Raw genomic sequence first — 18,504 nt, forward strand, 5'->3', positions numbered from 1 at the left:
AAACAATATCAAATGAATATTTTGTAACTTCTTATTCAGAGAGGTGGAGGGAATTGGCCCTATGAAACCTCGGCAACGGACTTTTTTATAAAGAACTGTGCCAAATCCAACAAGCATTCGCTTGAAAAATAAGAAGAGTGAGCGGAATTAAAATGCAAATCTCTTCTTATGAATATCATAAGGAGGGATTTTTTATTTCCATATGCAAATAAACAACTAAATAGCAAGACTTCTTATCCAGAGAGGTGGAGGGGCTGGCCCTATGATACCTCGGCAGCGGACTTGTAAAAGTACTGTGCCAATTCCAGCAAGCAATAGGCTTGAAAGATAAGGAGAGGGAAACCCGTAAATGCCTCTTCTTGTTTTTCAAGAAGGGGTATTTTTTCATTTTAAAGAGGAGGGGAATAATGATTACTTTTGAGAACGTAACGAAGATATACCAAAGTGGCGAACAACAGATAGAGGCACTGGATGATGTTGATTTACAGATCGAAAAAGGCGAAATATATGGTGTTATTGGATTTAGTGGCGCCGGAAAAAGTTCATTGATACGTTGTGTGAATTTACTTGAACGACCGACTTCTGGAAAAGTAGTTGTAAATAATCAGGATCTACTCAGTCTTTCTCCAAAGGAACTAAGGGAAGCAAAACGAAGCATCGGAATGATTTTTCAACACTTTAATCTACTAAATTCAAAAACGGTTTTTACGAATGTGGCAATGCCGTTATTACTAATGAAGACACCTAAGGAAGAAATTAAAAAAAGAGTTAATGAACTGTTGGAGTTTGTCGGACTGAGTGATAAGGCTGATAATTACCCAGATCAGCTTTCAGGTGGCCAGAAACAACGAGTAGGTATTGCGCGAGCCTTGGCAACACAGCCATCCGTTCTATTGTGTGACGAGGCAACATCGGCACTTGATCCGCAGACAACGAATTCAATCTTGAGGCTTTTGAAGAAAGTTAATCAGGAATATAACATTACCATTCTAATCATTACTCATGAAATGGGGGTTATCCGTGAAATATGCGATAAGGTGGCAGTGCTTAACCAGGGTAAAGTGATTGAATCAGGATCTGTATTTGATGTATTTGCCCAGCCCAAAACGGAAATTGCCCATAATTTTGTAAGTACAGTCATGCACGATGAAATACCGAAATCAGTCCATCAATTAATTGAATCCCAAGAATCTACCAATCAAATTTATCGAATTGTTTTTGTTGGGGAATCAGCAGGTTATCCGCTGTTATCGCAAATAGCTAAACGATTTGATGTAGAGGTAAATGTTTTGTTTGGTAGTATTACGGAATTGCAAGGGACACCATTTGGTAACTTAATTGTGAAGTTTGCAGGTGAAACGAAAGAAGTGAGTAGAGTTATTATGCATATTAACCAACAAAAAGTAACGGTTAAGGAGGTATTAGAGGATGTTAGTTGATTGGGATCAAATTCTCGCGGCCCTATGGGAAACAGTTTCGATGGTTGCATTTTCATTATTATTCGCTACGATCATTGGCTTACCATTGGGAATCCTGCTCGTTGTAACACGTAAAGGACATTTATGGGAAAATGCTCCAGTATTTAACGTCCTAAATGCAATTGTAAATGTGTTTCGATCGATACCATTCATTATTTTGATGGTTGCAGTTATTCCATTTACCCGACTAGTTGTAGGAACATCAATTGGAACCGCAGCAGCAATTGTTCCAATGGTACTATTTTCAGGTCCGTATATTGCTAGGTTGATTGAAAACTCACTATTAGAGGTTGATCCTGGTGTCATGGAGGCCGCTCAAGCAATGGGGGCAACGCCTAGACAAATAGTAATTCGCTTTTTAATTCCAGAAGCATTAAGTTCACTTTTATTAGGGTTAACGATTGCAACGATTGGATTAATCGGTGCATCAGCGATGGCTGGTGCGATCGGTGGTGGTGGACTTGGGGATTTAGCAATTACATATGGGTATCAGCGCTTTGACACGGTAGTTATGGTTATTACAGTGGCGATACTTGTTGTCATGGTTCAAGGTCTACAATCTACTGGAAATATACTATCAAGAAAAATTAGACGACGATAGGGAGAGAGGATTATGAAAAAAGTTTGTTTTCTATTATTATTTATGATTTTATCAATGGCCATCAGTGCTTGCTCAAGTGGTGATGCGGCATCAAGTGTAAAAGTAGGAATTAGTGGTTCTGACACAACGATTTGGGATTATGTTGCAGAAAAGGCAAAAAAGGAGGGAATTGACGTTGAGATTGTTCGCTTTTCCGACTATGTTCAACCAAACTTGGCATTAGCGGAAGGGGAGATTGATGTGAATGCCTTTCAAACTGTCTCCTATTTTGACGCATTTATTAAAGAACATGATTTAGATCTTACTCCAATTGCAACAACAGTCATTGCACCAATGGGGTTGTACTCTGAAAAATATGATTCAGTAGATTATTTACCCGATGGTGCGACAATTGCTTTACCAAAAGAGGCAACGAATATGGGCCGAGGATTGTTATTACTTCAAGAAGCGGGCCTAATTAAGCTAGTAGATGATTTTGATGGGAATGGGTCAATTGATAAAATTGCCGAAAATCCAAAGAACATACAGATTGAAACATTGGTGGCGGCTCAAACCCCGCGTGTTTTGCCGGATGTTGATGCATCAATTATTAATAATGGAATTGCTGTAGACGCTGGCTTTAGTCCTTTAGAGGATTCCATTTATCACGAGGATGAAACGGCAACACCATACATTAATATCATTGCTGTCCAGTCAAAAGACAAAGATGATGAGGTGTTAAACAAGTTGGCAGAGATTTATCAATCAGACGATGTTGCAGATTTTATTATTGAAGAACGTAATGGAAACTCAATACCAACATTTGTACCGTTAAGTAAAATTGGTTACTAAAAAAATATAGAGGAGCGGATGATAATGACTGTTATTACACAGGGATTGGATCAAATCAAACAACGTATTATTGAAAATATAGAGGAAAATGAAGAGAAATATATTCATACAAGTCACGCGATACATGATAAGCCAGAGATTGGCAATGAGGAGTTTTTTGCCTCTGGGTTATTAACAGATATTCTTAGTCATGAAGGATTTGTTATTGAAAAGGGAATAGCAGGACATGAGACAGCGTTTTTAGCTAAAAGAAGAGGAACAAAAGAAGGATTGCGAATTGGGTTTTTAGCTGAGTATGATGCCCTTCCAGAAATAGGCCATGCGTGCGGACATAATATTATCGGAACAACAAGTGTTGCGGCGGCTGTAGCCTTAAGTAAAATAATTGATGAAATTGGGGGAGAACTAATTGTGCTTGGAACACCTGCAGAGGAAGGTGGTCTAAATGGTAGTGCAAAAGGAAGCTTTGTAAAGGCAGGCTTATTAAAAGATATTGATGCAACAATTATGCTCCACCCTGGCAATGAAACAAATTTAACTGGACCAACCTTAGGTGTTGATCCACTAGACTTTGAATTTTTCGGCAAGCCGGCACATGCTTCGGCAAAACCAGAAAAAGGAATCAATGCACTGGATGGTGTTATACAACTATTCAATGGGATCAATGCTTTGCGCCAACACTTGCCGTCTGATGTTCGGATTCATGGCATCATTACGGATGGAGGTGCTGCACCAAATATTGTACCTGAATATGCGAAAGCACGATTCTTTATAAGAGCTCAGACTAGAACGGTGTTAAATGAGGTTACAGAAAAGGTAAAAGGTATTGCAAATGGAGCAGCATTGGCATCTGGGGCAACGGTAAAAGTCTCTGCATTTCAAAATGAAGTAGATAATTTTATTATTAATCGTACCTTTGACAATGTATTTAAAGAAGTAATTGAGGACTTAGGGGAGACAGTTCATACAGAGGAGAAATCTGCTTTAGGCTCTACCGACGCAGGCAACGTTAGTCAAGTTGTGCCTACTATTCATCCACATATCAAGATAGGTTCAAGTGATTTAGTAGGTCATACGGTTGAATTTAGGGAAGCGGCTAGATCTGAAAAAGGGGATCAGGCACTTATCTTGGGTGCAAAGGCAATTGCTTTAACCATTCTAGAGATCCTAATCAATAAATCGTTATATGACAAAATATATCAAGAGTTTCTGGAGAAAACTGTGGAGGTATAGTTTAATGTATTTTTCCGTTTGACAAGGTACTGTCTACATGATATATTAGTTCTTGTCGAAACGGAGGAATACCCAAGTCTGGCTGAAGGGATCGGTCTTGAAAACCGACAGGGGTGTCAAAGCCCGCGGGGGTTCGAATCCCTCTTCCTCCTCCATTCATTAAAAAGCGCATAAATTTGGAGATAAAAAATAAAGCCGTTACAATTGTAGCGGCTTTATTTTTATTAATTGTTGTTGTTAAGAAGGGAACTCAACATGTCAGTAGGGAAATGAAACTTCTCATTGTTAACTTGTAATAGACTCAATTCACTCTCTGGTACATCCTGATTCTTAATGGTATTTACTTGCCTTTGAAGCTGCTCCATTCGTTTATCCAATTCATTAGCTACGGTTGCGGCATCCTTTAATTCCTTTGTCAAATTTTCTGGTATTGATTTATCGTATTTGTAATAGATTTTATGTTCGAGACTAGCCCAGAAATCCATTGCAACGGTACGGATTTGAATTTCGACAAAAACCTGTTCTTCACGATCAGACATAAAAACAGGTACAGATAAAATAAGATGAAGACTTTTGTAGCCATTTGGTTTTGGATTCTGTATATAATCTTTACATTCGATAACGGTAACATCGTTTTGCTGCTGAATCATCTCACTTATTTTATAAATATCGGAAATAAATGAGCAGACAACACGAATACCTGCGATATCATGAATATTTTGCTTGATTGATTCAAGCGTAATTTCATGGTTTTTGCGATACATTTTCTTTAAAATACTTTCAGGAGATTTTAAGCGTGATTTTATATGTTCAATCGGATTATAGTCATGAATGTGTTGGAATTCCTCTTTTAAGATCCTGAATTTAGTGTTCATCTCATCTAAACCAAACTTATATGTCATCATGAAACGTGTTAATTCATTTTTTATTTGTTTCATTTGTTGTAATTGCTTTGTGTCATCGTCCATTCGTATACCTTCCCTCTTACTGGTCTTATGTTTATTATAACGAACTTATACTCCGGCTTAAAATAACGCAACTATTAAAATATTTTAACAAATGATCTTGACATTTATCTTATAACAGCGTATATTACGTTAAAATATCAATATAGAAAAATGAAGAACAGGCCAGTAACGATTTGTTAGTTCGATAGAGATTGGAATTCACCGGCTGAAAGGTTCCATCGATAGCTAAGGTCGTGAACCTACCTGGGAGTTGTTAGGCAAATACTAACCGCAGTCTACTGCGTTACCAATTCAAGCTGGGCATAGATATTAATGTCAAAATAGGTGGTACCGCGGATGTAAACCTCACTCCGTCCTTTTCAATTAGGACGGAGTGGGTTTTTTTAGTTAAAAACTGTTTTCTAAAAGATTGGGACTGCGATTACTCGCCCCATCGAAAATATTTTTTGTTTTTACAAAATAGATATAAAGTGTGACGTAACTTTTAACGTGACTTTCTCCCATCCTTTACAAGATGAGTGGTAAATAGCGGCTTGGGGGAAATAATTGCTTTCCATGGGGAATGCTTCAGCCTCCTCGGAAAGCGAAGTATTCTGCCGGAGCAGATTCAAGCACTCACCCCCTATTAGAATGAGAGAAAACATCATAAAAAAGAATTGTCACTGTGTCGCATTTTTTTATCAACTACGAAAATAAAAAGCAACAAGCATTACGAAAAAGTCTAATTAATAGAGGAGTGTTGTGCAAATGGTTAACAAGGTTTGTTTTGTTGGAGCGGGGTCGATGGCTGAATCGATTATATCTGGGATCCTGAAAAATGGATTTTTAACGAATCATCAGATCTTTGTAACGAACAAAAGTAATCAAGAACGTTTAGCAAAACTTCAGCAACAATATGACATTAATGAAACAACAGATAAATCGCAAGCTATAGAAGATGCTGATATTATTATATTTGCTACAAAACCATATGATATTGAAGAAGCCATAAACCAAGTTAAAACACACATTCAATCAGGTCAATTGATTATTTCTGTTGTAGCAGGAATTTCAACTGCCTATATTCATGAGAAAATCGGCAAAACCGCTCCAATAGTTCGCGCAATGCCTAATACATCTGCATCAATTGGGTTTTCAGCAACTGCAATTACAGCAGGGAAAAGTACAGGACAGGAACACCTTGAATTGGCTGAAATACTATTTAATACAATTGGTTATACGACGATTGTCGATGAAGCAGATATGCATGCAGTTACAAGTATTTCTGGAAGTGGCCCAGCATATTTTTACTATGTAGTAGAGGCAATGGAAAAGGCGGCTATTGAAGCGGGTCTGGATAAAGATATAGCAAAGGCTTTAATCACTCAAACCATTGTGGGTGCCGGCGAAATGCTTCAGAATGCTGGGGAGACTGCCAATATATTAAGAGAAAAGATAACAAGTCCAGGGGGAACAACTCAAGCGGCAATTGAGACCTTAGATAGAAATGACTTTCAGCAAACCATTATGAACGGTGTAAGAAGTGCAAGGGAACGCTCAATCGAATTGGGTAAAAAAGAGGATTAACTGGTAATGGGAAACAGCAAATGTATCCTGTTTCCCATTACTAAAAACTAGTTTTCAACCAATGCATGTGTATGTAATGTTGCAATCATGCCATAGAATGCGTAGTAAAATTCATCTGGTGCTTCTAGGCGGAAGTGGCCAACATTACTTGTATCGAAATCCATCGCCGCTTCTAATAAGTGATAGGTAGAATAGGCGTAAAGACAAAAGTATTTATAATCAAACTTAGGCATTTTCTCGTAAATTACGGCAATTTCATCTTTGTACCGGTCAAAATTATTCGTTGCCTCATCAATGAGAATTTGCAAGTCAGGCAAGTCAGCTTCAAGAACCATATCTTTTTCATTTTCCATGCGAACCGTAGCCATATAAATTCCCTCCATCTTTTCTAAGCATTACATTTGCTATATATAATTCGCTGTGTATTTTCGGTGATGTAAATTACGCCTTATAAAAGGAATTATGGCATTAGGTAAAGAAATAGAATTATAATGAGATTAATAACGTAAATGAGGTGTAGTAATTATGCCAACATGTCAGCATTGTCATCATGAGTGGACATACGGAGAGACGGTTAGAAAAACGTTCCGGATTAAAAAACACTGTCCAAATTGTCAGCATGTAAATTATGTTACCGCGAAGTCTCAGTGGAAGATGAATCTATTTTCATTACTCGGTTTTCTAGGCTTTCCACTTTCTGCATTTGATATTTCAATTATGGCGATTGTTATAATAGCGGTATGCTTATTTATGATAATCGTTGGAACGTATCCTTTTATTGAGGAGTTTAGCAAGGAGAGGGAATATTTAACCTGAATAAAGTGGAAAGTCACCGGAAAAGAGCGAGAAGTCGCCGGACAAAAGCGGAAAGTCGCCGGACAAAAGCGGAAAGTCGCCGGACAAAAGCGGAAAGTCGCCGGACGAACGCCGAAAGTTGCCGGACAAAAGCGGAAAGTCGCCGGACAAAAGCGGAAAGTCGCCGGACAAAAGCGGAAAGTCGCCGGACGAACGCCGAAAGTTGCCGGACGAACGCCGAAAGTTGCCGGACAAACGCCGAAAGTTGCCGGAAGAAAGCGGAAAGTCGCCGGACAAAAGCGGAAAGTCGCCGGAAAAGAGCGGAAAGTCGCCGGAAGAAAGCGGAAAGTCGCCGGACAAAAGCGGAAAGTCGCCGGAAGAAAGCGGAAAGTCGCCGGAAGAAAGCGGAAAGTTGCCGGAAGAAAGCGGAAAGTTGCCGGACGAACGCCGAAAGTTGCCGGACAAACGCCGAAAGTTGCCGGAAGAAAGCGGAAAGTCGCCGGAAAAGAGCGGAAAGTCGCCGGAAGAAAGCGGAAAGTCGCCGGACGAACGCCGAAAGTTGCCGGACAAAAGCGGAAAGTCGCCGGACGAACGCCGAAAGTCGCCGGACGAAAGCGGAAAGTCGCCGGACGAACGCCGAAAGTCGCCGGACAAAAGCGTAAAGTCGCCGGAAGAAAGCGGAAAGTCGCCGGACAAAAGCGAAAAGTCGCCGGATAACCCCCGAAAACTCTCCAGAGCTCTTTTCCATCTTTGGGCAATAAAACCGAGGCAATACACACGGTATCCCCTCGTTTGCCTTTACTTGATTAATTCTCTTGACTTCCACCTTCGTGATTGTTGAATAAAGTGGCCGATCTTTTCCAGTATTGGTTCGATTGAATCTTCCTTTTTGATCAAATCATAATCCGAAATATTAATTCGCAAAATTGGGCAGGCGTTAAAATTGTTAATCCAGTTGTGATAACGTGTATACATTTCCTCCCAATATGAGATTGGAGTGTTTTTCTCCATTTCACGTCCGCGATCTTGAATTCGTTCCAAAATTTCATCCATGGTCCCTTCCAAGTAAATCAATAAATCTGGATGTGGAAAATAAGGTGTCATGACCATTGCTTCAAATAGGTTTGTATATGTGTCATAGTCGATTTTTGACATGGTACCATTTTCGTAATGCATTTTGGCAAAAATACCCGTATCTTCGTAAATGGAGCGGTCCTGAATGAACCCACCACCATATTCAAAGATCTTCTTTTGCTCTTTAAAACGTTCAGCAAGGAAATATATTTGTAAATGAAAACTCCAGCGTTCAAAGTCAGCATAAAAGTTCTCTAAATACGGGTTGGTTTCCACTTTTTCAAAGGAAGTTTTAAAATTTAGTGCATCTGCGAGTGCTTTTGTCATGGTTGACTTCCCTACACCGACTGTACCAGCAATCGTAATAATGCTGTCGTTCGGAATATGGTATTTTTCACGTAAATTCATTGTTGGTGATCCCCTTCATTGTTTGGATATTACTTTATTATTAGTGAGATGTCGTTCCACATGTTTAATAATTGCATTCAAATCATCTTGCTGCTTGACGAAATCAATTTCATCGCCATTAATACGAATTACTGGAATGTCAGGATGAAGCACCTCGAATTCATTCATATAATCTTCATAATCCTGGGAAAGCTGTGCCAGGTAAGACGATTTAATGTTTTGTTCAATATCTCTTCCACGCTGTTTAATTCGAGCTAAAATAGTATCAAGGCTCGCGTGTAAGTAGATCATCATATTTGGAACAGGCATATCATTCGTTAAAATGTGGTAAATTTGTTCGTATTTATCGAACTTATCTTGTTGCAGTGTGCGTTTGGCAAAAATCATGTTTTTAGAAATATGATAATCGGCAATAACTGCCTTGTTTTGGTTTAAGTATTTCTGTTCAATATCTTCTAATTGTTTAAATCGATTGCACAAAAAGAACATTTCCGTTTGAAAACTCCACTCATCAATATCTTCATAAAATTTGCCGAGAAACGGGTTTTCCTCGACGATTTCTTTTAATAAATGAAAATTAAAATGGACAGAAAGTTTTTTTGCAAGTGATGTTTTTCCAATTCCAATCGGTCCTTCTATTGCGATAAATGGAACCTCTGCCATAACTTCCCCTCCAATCAAAACACGGTATAAGCAGATGTCTTTTATTTTATCATATAAAAAGTGACGGTTCCATGTGGAAAAAGTGGATGTTATGCTTTTCATTGTTCGTTACTTTTTGTATAATGGTTATTGTTCATTTATTTGCCCCCGTAGCTCAGGGGATAGAGCGTTAGTTTCCTAAACTATGCGTCGCAGGTTCGAATCCTGCCGGGGGCGTAATATGATATGTATAGCAAGGGCTTAATGGATTAAGCCCTTGCTATATTTTTGTTTGAAGTGTTGAGTGGCAAAAGGGAGTGTTTAATTTACAATAAGTTGTTTAAAAACTTCAATCATCTTATTCCATTAAGGGCAAGATTCTTGAATAAGTGGTATTAAAGAAATTATGAGTAAAAATAGAGTTTCAGCCCCTAGTCTGAAGAATTTGAGTTCAAATAATAATATAATATAATCCATTACGAACGGTTTATTTTAAAGGGGTGGATTTATTATGAAAGAGAAAAAAGCATTAAAGAGCCCATTTGTAGGTTTTGTTATCACAAGTTATGTAATATTCTTTGTGTTGTTTATGGTAATCGGTATAAGCATATTTCTAGGTGCGCCTGGGAGTATAACAAACATTTTGCAAATCATCTCTGCATGGTCATCAACCTTTGCATTTGTTCTTTTATTTAAAAGGATCTATCCGGGATTAAGGTTAAAGGATTTTGTAAAAGAACAATTTGCTCCAAAAATTAGGTTTTCAGTTCTTGGCAACGTGGTGATTATTCAAGTTATAATCATCGCCGTGACTATATTTCTTTTATCAATTATAAACGATACTCAAAACTTAGCATTATCATTTACAGGTCTTGGGTTGTTGTTTCTTGCATTTTTGGATAACTTAGTAAGAGGACCTTTAGGCGAAGAATTAGGTTGGAGAGGATATGCTTTAAATGAACTTCAAAAGAAACACTCTCCTTTGAAATCAGCCCTATTAGTAGGTGTTTTATGGGGATTTTGGCACACTCCACTATGGTTTGCCACGGGTTATACCGGAGTGAATTTAATCAAGTACATTGTGTTTTTTATGATTGGAATTATATCTTTTTCAATTATTGTGACGTTGTTCTACAACCTAAATAAGAATTTAGTGATACCGATTATTACTCATCAACTATTTAACTTTTCTCTGGTGTTGATTAAAGGAGATTTATTAGACATTTTGGTATATGTTATGCTTTTTTATTTTGTTGTCGCAATTATAATAATTGTTATTAATCCTAAGGAGATTCTATACCAAAAAAACGTATGGAAATGATGTTAGGATAGGATATAATCTAGCAGAATTTTATTTCAGGGAATAAGTATTTTTCCATACCATTGGTTTATGTCCTTAAAATATGTATATTTAACAATTTCAAATGAGATTAATCTCTTATTTTACCTCGTTATTTCACCACCATTAACTAATTACCTATTTTGGCAAATTCCAATGATCATATTGTAGATTGGTATTTTACAATAGTTCCCACACAAAAAGATATCTCAATTTTGAGTGTTTTACTTTAAAAGTGTCACAAAGTGTTCTAAAATAGAAATTAGTTACCAAAATGTTTGAACAATTTTCAATTGCATTTTTGTTGCCAGTTGAAAATAAACTATATATAAACAGAAATTGTAACCGATTTCAAAATTATAAATGAGGTGATTGGATGGATATGCAACGTATACCTGCACAAGAAGGTAATTACAACTTACAAGACTATGAAAAGACAAGAGAAAATTTTTCATGGGACGATATGAAAGAAAACTTTAGCTGGAATAAAACAGGAAAAGTAAATATTGCGTATGAAGCAATTGATCGTCATGCAGAAGATCCAACTAAGAAAGATAGAACAGCCTTATTGTATTCTTCACCTGATCGGAAAGAAAAAGTGACATTTGATGAGTTGCGTAAACGAAGTAATCAATTTGCCAATGTGTTAAAGAAAAACAATATAGAAAAGGGAGATAGAGTGTTTTTATTCCTCCCGAGAAGTCCTGAATTTTATGCTACGTTCTTCGGGATTCTAAAAACAGGAGCTATTGCTGGTCCATTATTTGAAGCATTTATGGAGCAGGCAGTTCGTGACCGTTTACAGGATAGTGAGGCAAAAATGCTCATCACAACACCTGAATTGTTAGGACGTGTTCCACAAGAAGATCTTCCAGCACTTGAGAAAATTGTTCTTGTTGGCGATAACAATGAAACGTCCGCTAAATACATCGACTATAATAGCGAAATGAAAGAGGCATCAACTGACTTTGACATCGAGTGGGTTGATTTGGAAGATGGGATGGTAATCCATTATACATCCGGATCTACTGGAAAACCTAAAGGGGTATATCATGTTCATAATGCAATGATTCAACAATATGCTACTGCTGAATGGGTCCTTGACTTAAAAGATGATGATATATATTGGTGTACAGCCGATCCAGGTTGGGTAACTGGTACAAGTTATGGTGTATTCGCACCTTGGTTAAAAGGTGTGACAAATGTAGTTCGTGGTGGCCGTTTCACACCGGATGCATGGTATGGAACATTGGATGAATTTAATGTATCAGTTTGGTATACCGCTCCAACGGCATTACGAAAGCTAGTTAGTGCTGGTGAAGATATTGTGAAAAAATATGACCTTTCCTCATTGCGTCATGTTATGAGTGTTGGGGAGCCATTAAATCCAGAAGTTATTACATGGGGATTAGAGGCATTTAAATTACGGATCCATGATACATGGTGGATGACCGAGACAGGTGCGCAACTTATTGTTAATATCCCATCATTGGAAATTCGCCCAGGATCAATGGGCAAACCAATCCCAGGAATCGAGGCATCTATTGTCGATAACGAAGGAAATGAACTACCACCAAACCAAATGGGGAATCTGGCAATAAAGCAAGGTTGGCCAGCGATGATGCGGAAGATCTGGAAACGTCCGGAGAAATATGAAAGTTACTTTATAAACGGCTGGTATGTATCCGGGGACAGTGCTTACAGAGATGAAGATGGCTATTTCTGGTTCCAGGGCAGGTTAGATGATGTCATTAATACATCTGGTGAACGTGTTGGTCCATTTGAAGTAGAAAGCAAGCTAATTGAGCATCCAGCTGTTGCTGAGGCAGGTGTTATCGGTAAGCCAGATCCAGAGCGTGGTGAGATCATTAAAGCATTTATTACATTAAATGATGGTTATGAAGATTCACCTGAATTGCTGGAAGAAATTCGTCAATTTATCAAAACAGGCTTAGCAGCGCATGCCGCTCCTCGTGAGCTTGAAGTGAAAGATACGATTCCAAAAACACGCAGCGGTAAAATCATGCGTCGCTTGCTGAAATCATGGGAACTAGGACTGCCAACTGGAGATACATCGACGTTAGAAGAGTAATAGAAAAGGGTGCCAACGGTGGCACCCTTCCTTTCATATAATTACTATTCCGCAATAGCTGTTGCAGGGCCGAATACTTCATAATGAATATCATGATCTGCAACATGTAATTTTTTAAGATTTTGATACATTGCCTTCATAAATCCTATTGGCCCACAGAAATAAAAGGCCGCATCATTTGTCGATAATACCGTGTTTAGGAATTCATGGTCAATGTAGCCCAATTTATCATAATTACCATCATCCTCAGTTAGTGGCTTATCATATACGGTGAAAGCATGTACGTGTTTGTGTTGTTCTGCTAAGCTTTGAACCGTTTCCCGCATCGCATGTACTTTGCCATTTTGCGCGGCATGAATATAGTAAACTTCGCGTTCCGGCTGATCTTTCATAGTAGTGAGCAGCATACTCATCATCGGTGTCAGGCCAACACCGCCGCTGATTAAAACAAGTGGTCGAGTATCATTTTGATCTAGCGTAAAATCTCCAGATGGTGCACTGATTGGTAGAATGCTTCCATTTTCAAGATGAGAATGCAAGTAGTTTGATACAATTCCAGCAGGGTTATCACCTATAGCATCCTCCCGTTTAACGCTGATACGATAAACACCTTCACTAGGTGCACATGACAAACTGTATTGTCGTAAATGCGTATAAGATTCCCCTTCAATCTCAGCCTTGACTGTTATATATTGCCCTGGCTGATATGCAGGAAATGGATTACCATCAGCTGGTTCCAAATAGAAAGAGGTAATCACATCACTTTCTATTACTTTGTCAACAACTTTAAAATCACGAAAGTCAATCCAGCCACCAACAGTATTTTCCATCTCCTGGTACATTTGCTTTTCCGTATCAATAAACACGCCAGCAATAACCGAATATGCTTTTTCCCATGCGTTGATTACATCATCATTAGCCGTGTCCCCCAACACATCTTTCATCGCTAATAATAGATGTTTTCCAACGATTGGATAATGTTCTGGCTTTATATTTAAACTTCTATGCTTCTGTGAAATCTGTTTGACTTGAGGTGAAATATCCTCCAAGTGATCAATATTAGCAGCTGCTGCATATACCGTGTTCGCGAGAGCCTTTGATTGATCCCCTTTTCGTTGATTGGTTTGGTTAAAAATATTTTTTAGTTCAGGATGATTTTCGAACATTAGCTGATAAAATCGCTTTGTAATTTCATCGCCACGTTCTTGCAAAATTGGTACAGTAGCTTTTACAATATCCCTAGTATCTTTCTCTAATCCTGTTGTTACTTGTGTTACCAAAGCAAAGCACTCCTTTATTATTAAAGATGTATTTTGTATACATGTTTATTTTATAATAACTGTTTACATGGTATCAATAGGGTAAATGAGCAATACTGTTACAAATTTGTGAAATAATTAACAAGGAGTAGGACGATGAACCTAAAGAAATATACAGATTACGCATTACGTGTACTTATTTTCACCAGTATGAAGCATGACAAAGAACTAGCAAGTATTAAGGAAATTTCCGAAACTTTCTCCATATCCCAGCATCATTTGGGAAAGATCGTTCATGAACTAAACAAATTGAATCTATTAAATACAGTGAGAGGTCGTAATGGTGGGATTCGGTTAGCTAAAAATCCTGAGGAAATTAATGTTGGTGAAGTTGTACGTAAACTTGAAGATAACTTCCATTTGATGGAGTGCTTTGATAATGCTACAAATCAATGTGTCATTACGCCTGCCTGTAAATTAAAGCATGTATTAAATGAAGCGCTCCAAGCCTTTTTACATGTACTTGATCAATATACATTGAAGGATTTGATAGCCAACGATAAATACCTGATCCGGTTAATGAATATGGACTAGTATGTTTTATTTTATTTAAGGCGGGAAAACCTATTATGTATCATCTTCAAGAAGGAGCGGATAAAAATGGGTAAAAAAATAGCAACAGTTTTAACAAATATGTTTGAAGATGTAGAATATACCGAGCCAGCAAAGGCATTTAAAGATGCTGGACATGAAATTGTGACGATTGAAAAGGAAAAAGGTAATGAAGTTACAGGGAAAAATAATCGGGCAAACGTTACAATCGATGAAGGTATTGATAATGTAAATCCAGATGATTATGATGCACTATTTATTCCAGGTGGTTTTTCACCGGATCAATTACGTGCGGATGATCGATTTGTTGCGTTTGCCAAGCATTTTATGGATGTCAAAAAGCCAGTATTTGCAATTTGTCACGGACCACAGTTGCTTATCACAGCCAAGTCACTGGAAGGTCGTTCGGCAACTGGATATAAATCCATTCAAGTGGATATGGAATATGCGGGTGCTAATGTGAAGGATGAAGAAGTAGTTGTTTGTAACAATCAATTAGTAACAAGCCGCCAGCCAGATGATATTCCAGCGTTTAATCGGGAAGCATTAAATTTATTGAAATAGCGGACGGGTCCCCCAACGTTATATGTTGGGGGACTTCTATATCTTCTTATTAATAGGTGTGGTGCCCCCCCTATCATTTTTCCACTAAGTTCCTGTATTTTTCCTTATTGTAAAGTTATCCCTGAGTAATAACCAATTCTGCGGAAAGCTTAATCCAAGTTTCCAATAACTGATCCCTCGTAAGTCTAATTCCTTTATTAGATCAAATTTGGCTTGGATCGAACGGGCATCTTCAAACCAAACTTCATGGCGGCTTCCCTGAGCATCCCTATAGTGATAAAAAGGTGCCTGTGCGAGTTTGTCATATTCAATTGCCACGTTTTGCTCGCGTGCAATTGTGATTGCTTGCTGGGGACTAATTGCTCGTGCTGGTTCACCCCCTTGTTCATAAGGGAGTGTCCAATCATAGCCATATAAATTCTGTCCAAGTAATATTTTATCTGCAGGCATAACACTTACGGCAAAGTTGACTACTTTACGCACCTCATTGATCGGTGATACAGCTAATGGCGGACCATAACTATAACCCCATTCATATGTCATTAACACGACCATATCCACAATTTCGCCATGGGCCGCATAATCATGTGCCTCATACAATGTCCCCTGTTGTGTTGCACTTGTTTTTGGTGCTAAGGCAGTTGACAGCAACAACCCATTGGCATGTAGTCGATCCCTTGCTTTTCGTAAAAAAGAATTATAGTCTTCCCTGTTCTCCGGTGGCAAAAATTCAAGATCAAAATGGACATCATGGTAACCACCAGCATTTGCAGTTGCAATAATATTATCTAATAATTGATCTTGTACGGTTTGGTTGGTTAGGATCGTTCTGCCTAATTCAGTGCTAAATTGGCCTCCTTGAAGATTCGAGACAACAAGCATTAGGGATGCATTATTATTTGCGGCTATTTGTTTGAAGTTATCCAATGGTGGTGGGTTTAATGTACCATCATTATTAATTGTGTAACTGAATGGAGCGAGATAGGTAAGATATGGAGTATTGTTTGTTGCAGCATTTATTAGTGGTTGTGAGACAGTATCTCCGTAAGGTTCAATATAGGCATTTGCCGTGATTTCCCTTTTCGGTTGTGGAGGGATATATAACCGCAATCCTACTGGTAGTGTATTCCCAATTGGAAAATTATTAATCTGTGCCAGCTGTTGAACAGATATATTAAATTTCTGGGCAATGGAAGATAAACTGTCACCAGATTGAACAAAATAAAATTGGCCAATTATCGGAATAACCAGTGCTTGCCCAACCACAAGATTGTTTGGCGTATCAAGTTCATTGGCTTCAATAAGTGCTTCTGTTGTTGTCCCGTATGTATTTGCAATCTGGTAAAGTGAATCCCCTGATTTTATTACGTAAATTTGCATGAAAAACATCCTCCCTTCTGTTTTAACTCTACTTACACATTATGCGGAGAATGCTTTATATATGCTTGTTAAATTGGTCTAGTATTTGCATCCATTACCGAGCGCATTAAATAGAGGGCATATTCATTTCCTTGTTTTTCATTAGATGCCATACAATTCTCGGGTACGTGTAAGGAATATTCATACATGTAAGCATCCTTGGCTGAGAACAATATACAAATATCACCAGCGATTCCTGACATAATCAGATGTGTCCTGTTTAGATGGGTTAATAATGATTGTAATGGTGTTTGAAAAAAAGCCGAGTGTTTCGGTTTTATAAAAAAGTAATCATCGGGATCAGGTATCATTGCTTCAATTACTTCATGGCTGCTGTCATTTTTACAATAATCAATGATTCGGTGAAAGTCTGCTTGCCACAAGTTGTAATGATCATTAATATAAATAATAGGAAGTTTATTTTCTTTAGCAAATGATTTTAGCCTTTTTAAATGTGGTAAAATTTCCTTTGTGTGATGAAGTAATCGTTCACCACGTTCAAATTTAAAATCGTTAATAAGATCAATAAATAAAACAGCACTATTTTCAAGAGACGTGTTCATCGAATTGCTCCTTTCATTTCTTCCTTTATTTTTAACCTTTTTTCTAAATTTAAAACTTTTTCTTTAGTGTGGTGTTTGTAATGAACGATGAAACGTATATGCGTGAGGCAATAGACCAGGCAGTTAATGCAGGTGGGGTTGGTGAGGTGCCGATTGGTGCGGTGATCGTACATAATGGTGAAATTATAGCTACCGGATTTAATGTTCGGGAAACATCCCAACAGACGCTATCACATGCTGAATTGATTGCAATTGAAGAGGCAAATAAAAAAATTGGTAGTTGGCGTTTGGAGGATTGTACGCTTTATGTAACACTCGAACCATGTCCAATGTGTGCGGGCGCTATCATCCAGTCACGGATTGCTCGTGTTGTATTCGGGGCATCCGATCCGAAAGCCGGGTGTGTCGGAACATTAATGAATTTGTTAGATGATGACCGGTTTAATCATCAAGCAGAAGTGACTTCAGGTGTGTTGGAAAAGGAATGTGGACAGCTTTTGACCGACTTTTTCCGTAAACTTCGTGAAAGGAAAAAGCAAAAGGATGGATAAAGTTTCCCTAACCTTGTCCATGAATTTTTATTGCATTTACCTCAAAAACTCGTTATAATAGTACTTGCCGTGCTAAGCGGGGAGGTAGCGGTGCCCTGTACTCGCAATCCGCTATAGCGAGGTTGAATTCCCATCCGAGGTGGAGCGACTTTAGGGTCTGCCTTAAGGGATTGGTGTTGACACCGAGGTCCTGCGCAACAGAGACCCATGAATCCTGTCAGGTCCGGAAGGAAGCAGCAGTAAGTGGTCATCCCTGTGTGCCGCGGGGAAGCCTAGGTCGAGCCATGAACTTAAGTAACGCCTAGGGACGTTGCATCGACGATGGGTGCACGGTGTACATAGTATAAAAAAGCTGTTTCAATGTTTTTATGACATTGAAACAGCTTTTTTAATTTTGCATTTGCGTATCATTTAGATGTTACTAGTCCTTCGGTGATCCTAAACCTTCAACTTCATGGCTTTTGTAAATTTTATATTACCAAACTTAGGTAATCCTTTAGTTATCCCGG

At 38.3% G+C, this 18,504-nt stretch carries 19 protein-coding genes, 2 tRNA genes, 1 other RNA gene and 2 riboswitches; of the genes, 14 read left to right on the forward strand and 8 right to left on the reverse strand.

Annotated elements, in window-relative coordinates:
- Window positions 1-28 precede the first annotated feature (28 nt).
- Window positions 29-135: riboswitch (SAM riboswitch) on the forward strand.
- A gap of 95 nt (window positions 136-230) precedes the next feature.
- Window positions 231-334, forward strand: a riboswitch (SAM riboswitch).
- 73 nt (window positions 335-407) lie between these two features.
- The 5 genes from ACW2QC_RS15580 to ACW2QC_RS15600 all read left to right on the forward strand — a co-directional run bounded on the left by ACW2QC_RS15580 (window position 408) and on the right by ACW2QC_RS15600 (window position 4,298).
- The gene (locus ACW2QC_RS15580; RefSeq protein WP_457544868.1) at window positions 408-1,439 is read left to right on the forward strand and encodes a methionine ABC transporter ATP-binding protein; all 1,032 of its coding nucleotides are present in this window, start codon (window positions 408-410) and stop codon (window positions 1,437-1,439) included.
- Window positions 1,429-2,079 carry a methionine ABC transporter permease gene (locus ACW2QC_RS15585; protein ID WP_457544869.1) on the forward strand — a complete coding sequence of 217 codons (651 nt, stop codon included), beginning with the start codon at window positions 1,429-1,431 and terminating at the stop codon, window positions 2,077-2,079. Before ACW2QC_RS15580 ends, ACW2QC_RS15585 begins: the two co-directional genes overlap by 11 nt.
- Window positions 2,080-2,091: 12 nt before the next feature.
- Window positions 2,092-2,910 (forward strand): MetQ/NlpA family ABC transporter substrate-binding protein, encoded by an 819-nt coding sequence (locus ACW2QC_RS15590; RefSeq protein ID WP_457544870.1) that lies wholly within the window; start codon window positions 2,092-2,094, stop codon window positions 2,908-2,910.
- A 24-nt stretch (window positions 2,911-2,934) separates the two neighbouring features.
- Entirely contained in the window at window positions 2,935-4,143 is a 1,209-nt protein-coding gene (locus tag ACW2QC_RS15595) for a M20 family metallopeptidase (protein ID WP_457544871.1), read from the forward strand.
- Window positions 4,144-4,205: 62 nt separating this feature from the next.
- Window positions 4,206-4,298 (forward strand) — tRNA-Ser (locus ACW2QC_RS15600).
- Between the two features lie 69 nt (window positions 4,299-4,367).
- Here the strand turns inward: ACW2QC_RS15600 and ACW2QC_RS15605 are convergent.
- On the reverse strand, window positions 4,368-5,111 hold the full coding sequence (locus ACW2QC_RS15605; RefSeq protein ID WP_457544872.1) for a GTP pyrophosphokinase: 744 nt from the start codon (window positions 5,109-5,111) through the stop codon (window positions 4,368-4,370).
- Between the two features lie 747 nt (window positions 5,112-5,858).
- Between ACW2QC_RS15605 and proC the strand changes: the two genes are divergently transcribed.
- Window positions 5,859-6,677: a pyrroline-5-carboxylate reductase gene (gene proC / locus ACW2QC_RS15610; protein ID WP_457544873.1), complete on the forward strand. Its 819-nt coding sequence runs from the start codon at window positions 5,859-5,861 to the stop codon at window positions 6,675-6,677.
- 47 nt (window positions 6,678-6,724) lie between these two features.
- On the opposite strand, the gene ACW2QC_RS15615 is transcribed toward proC, so the two are convergent.
- On the reverse strand, window positions 6,725-7,045 hold the full coding sequence (locus ACW2QC_RS15615; protein WP_457544874.1) for a hypothetical protein: 321 nt from the start codon (window positions 7,043-7,045) through the stop codon (window positions 6,725-6,727).
- A 157-nt stretch (window positions 7,046-7,202) separates the two neighbouring features.
- On the opposite strand from ACW2QC_RS15615, the gene ACW2QC_RS15620 reads away from it, so the two are divergent.
- The gene (locus ACW2QC_RS15620; RefSeq protein ID WP_457544875.1) at window positions 7,203-7,493 is read left to right on the forward strand and encodes a TIGR04104 family putative zinc finger protein; all 291 of its coding nucleotides are present in this window, start codon (window positions 7,203-7,205) and stop codon (window positions 7,491-7,493) included.
- Here the strand turns inward: ACW2QC_RS15620 and ACW2QC_RS15625 are convergent.
- From ACW2QC_RS15625 to ACW2QC_RS15635, 3 genes are read right to left on the reverse strand one after another with little or no spacing between them, the layout of a single operon-like run.
- A complete protein-coding gene (locus ACW2QC_RS15625; protein ID WP_457544876.1) occupies window positions 7,485-8,249 on the reverse strand; it encodes a hypothetical protein in 765 nt (254 codons plus the stop codon). The two genes, ACW2QC_RS15620 and ACW2QC_RS15625, sit on opposite strands and share 9 nt — an antisense overlap.
- 21 nt (window positions 8,250-8,270) lie before the next feature.
- On the reverse strand, window positions 8,271-8,954 hold the full coding sequence (locus tag ACW2QC_RS15630) for a deoxynucleoside kinase (protein WP_457544877.1): 684 nt from the start codon (window positions 8,952-8,954) through the stop codon (window positions 8,271-8,273).
- 15 nt (window positions 8,955-8,969) lie between these two features.
- Window positions 8,970-9,617, reverse strand: a complete 648-nt coding sequence (locus ACW2QC_RS15635; RefSeq protein ID WP_457544878.1) for a deoxynucleoside kinase — start codon at window positions 9,615-9,617, stop codon at window positions 8,970-8,972.
- Between the two features lie 143 nt (window positions 9,618-9,760).
- On the opposite strand from ACW2QC_RS15635, the gene ACW2QC_RS15640 reads away from it, so the two are divergent.
- The 3 genes from ACW2QC_RS15640 (at window position 9,761) to acsA (ending at window position 13,027) form a co-directional block, all read left to right on the forward strand.
- Window positions 9,761-9,833 (forward strand) — tRNA-Arg (locus tag ACW2QC_RS15640).
- 274 nt (window positions 9,834-10,107) lie between these two features.
- Window positions 10,108-10,917, forward strand: a complete 810-nt coding sequence (locus ACW2QC_RS15645) for a CPBP family intramembrane glutamic endopeptidase (protein WP_457544879.1) — start codon at window positions 10,108-10,110, stop codon at window positions 10,915-10,917.
- Between the two features lie 394 nt (window positions 10,918-11,311).
- Window positions 11,312-13,027 carry an acetate--CoA ligase gene (gene acsA, locus ACW2QC_RS15650; RefSeq protein WP_457544880.1) on the forward strand — a complete coding sequence of 572 codons (1,716 nt, stop codon included), beginning with the start codon at window positions 11,312-11,314 and terminating at the stop codon, window positions 13,025-13,027.
- A 44-nt stretch (window positions 13,028-13,071) separates the two neighbouring features.
- On the opposite strand, the gene hmpA is transcribed toward acsA, so the two are convergent.
- Window positions 13,072-14,307 carry an NO-inducible flavohemoprotein gene (hmpA, locus tag ACW2QC_RS15655; RefSeq protein ID WP_457544881.1) on the reverse strand — a complete coding sequence of 412 codons (1,236 nt, stop codon included), beginning with the start codon at window positions 14,305-14,307 and terminating at the stop codon, window positions 13,072-13,074.
- Window positions 14,308-14,442: 135 nt separating this feature from the next.
- Between hmpA and ACW2QC_RS15660 the strand changes: the two genes are divergently transcribed.
- Window positions 14,443-14,880, forward strand: coding sequence for an RrF2 family transcriptional regulator (locus ACW2QC_RS15660; RefSeq protein ID WP_457544882.1), 438 nt, complete (start codon window positions 14,443-14,445; stop codon window positions 14,878-14,880).
- A gap of 66 nt (window positions 14,881-14,946) precedes the next feature.
- The gene (locus ACW2QC_RS15665) at window positions 14,947-15,462 is read left to right on the forward strand and encodes a type 1 glutamine amidotransferase domain-containing protein (RefSeq protein ID WP_457544883.1); all 516 of its coding nucleotides are present in this window, start codon (window positions 14,947-14,949) and stop codon (window positions 15,460-15,462) included.
- Window positions 15,463-15,546: 84 nt separating this feature from the next.
- Here ACW2QC_RS15665 and ACW2QC_RS15670 read toward each other — a convergent pair whose 3' ends face one another.
- Window positions 15,547-16,842 (reverse strand): LysM peptidoglycan-binding domain-containing protein, encoded by a 1,296-nt coding sequence (locus ACW2QC_RS15670; protein WP_457544884.1) that lies wholly within the window; start codon window positions 16,840-16,842, stop codon window positions 15,547-15,549.
- A 68-nt stretch (window positions 16,843-16,910) separates the two neighbouring features.
- Window positions 16,911-17,444, reverse strand: coding sequence for an isochorismatase family cysteine hydrolase (locus tag ACW2QC_RS15675; protein WP_457544885.1), 534 nt, complete (start codon window positions 17,442-17,444; stop codon window positions 16,911-16,913).
- 80 nt (window positions 17,445-17,524) lie between these two features.
- Between ACW2QC_RS15675 and tadA the strand changes: the two genes are divergently transcribed.
- Window positions 17,525-17,995: a tRNA adenosine(34) deaminase TadA gene (gene tadA, locus ACW2QC_RS15680; RefSeq protein WP_457544886.1), complete on the forward strand. Its 471-nt coding sequence runs from the start codon at window positions 17,525-17,527 to the stop codon at window positions 17,993-17,995.
- Between the two features lie 67 nt (window positions 17,996-18,062).
- Window positions 18,063-18,328, forward strand: an RNA gene (ffs, locus tag ACW2QC_RS15685) — signal recognition particle sRNA large type.
- Window positions 18,329-18,504 lie beyond the last annotated feature (176 nt).

This window comes from Virgibacillus sp. FSP13 (assembly GCF_054048505.1).

What these genes read in the sequence shown, in the direction of transcription:
- ACW2QC_RS15580 (WP_457544868.1), top strand. Translation starts at nt 408, where the DNA reads ATGATTACTTTTGAGAACGTAACGAAGATATACCAAAGTGGCGAACAA.
- ACW2QC_RS15585 (WP_457544869.1), top strand. Translation starts at nt 1,429, where the DNA reads ATGTTAGTTGATTGGGATCAAATTCTCGCGGCCCTATGGGAAACAGTT.
- ACW2QC_RS15590 (WP_457544870.1), top strand. Translation starts at nt 2,092, where the DNA reads ATGAAAAAAGTTTGTTTTCTATTATTATTTATGATTTTATCAATGGCC.
- ACW2QC_RS15595 (WP_457544871.1), top strand. Translation starts at nt 2,935, where the DNA reads ATGACTGTTATTACACAGGGATTGGATCAAATCAAACAACGTATTATT.
- ACW2QC_RS15605 (WP_457544872.1), bottom strand. Translation starts at nt 5,111, where the DNA reads ATGGACGATGACACAAAGCAATTACAACAAATGAAACAAATAAAAAAT.
- proC (WP_457544873.1), top strand. Translation starts at nt 5,859, where the DNA reads ATGGTTAACAAGGTTTGTTTTGTTGGAGCGGGGTCGATGGCTGAATCG.
- ACW2QC_RS15615 (WP_457544874.1), bottom strand. Translation starts at nt 7,045, where the DNA reads ATGGCTACGGTTCGCATGGAAAATGAAAAAGATATGGTTCTTGAAGCT.
- ACW2QC_RS15620 (WP_457544875.1), top strand. Translation starts at nt 7,203, where the DNA reads ATGCCAACATGTCAGCATTGTCATCATGAGTGGACATACGGAGAGACG.
- ACW2QC_RS15630 (WP_457544877.1), bottom strand. Translation starts at nt 8,954, where the DNA reads ATGAATTTACGTGAAAAATACCATATTCCGAACGACAGCATTATTACG.
- ACW2QC_RS15635 (WP_457544878.1), bottom strand. Translation starts at nt 9,617, where the DNA reads ATGGCAGAGGTTCCATTTATCGCAATAGAAGGACCGATTGGAATTGGA.
- ACW2QC_RS15645 (WP_457544879.1), top strand. Translation starts at nt 10,108, where the DNA reads ATGAAAGAGAAAAAAGCATTAAAGAGCCCATTTGTAGGTTTTGTTATC.
- acsA (WP_457544880.1), top strand. Translation starts at nt 11,312, where the DNA reads ATGGATATGCAACGTATACCTGCACAAGAAGGTAATTACAACTTACAA.
- ACW2QC_RS15660 (WP_457544882.1), top strand. Translation starts at nt 14,443, where the DNA reads ATGAACCTAAAGAAATATACAGATTACGCATTACGTGTACTTATTTTC.
- ACW2QC_RS15665 (WP_457544883.1), top strand. Translation starts at nt 14,947, where the DNA reads ATGGGTAAAAAAATAGCAACAGTTTTAACAAATATGTTTGAAGATGTA.
- ACW2QC_RS15670 (WP_457544884.1), bottom strand. Translation starts at nt 16,842, where the DNA reads ATGCAAATTTACGTAATAAAATCAGGGGATTCACTTTACCAGATTGCA.
- ACW2QC_RS15675 (WP_457544885.1), bottom strand. Translation starts at nt 17,444, where the DNA reads ATGAACACGTCTCTTGAAAATAGTGCTGTTTTATTTATTGATCTTATT.
- tadA (WP_457544886.1), top strand. Translation starts at nt 17,525, where the DNA reads ATGAACGATGAAACGTATATGCGTGAGGCAATAGACCAGGCAGTTAAT.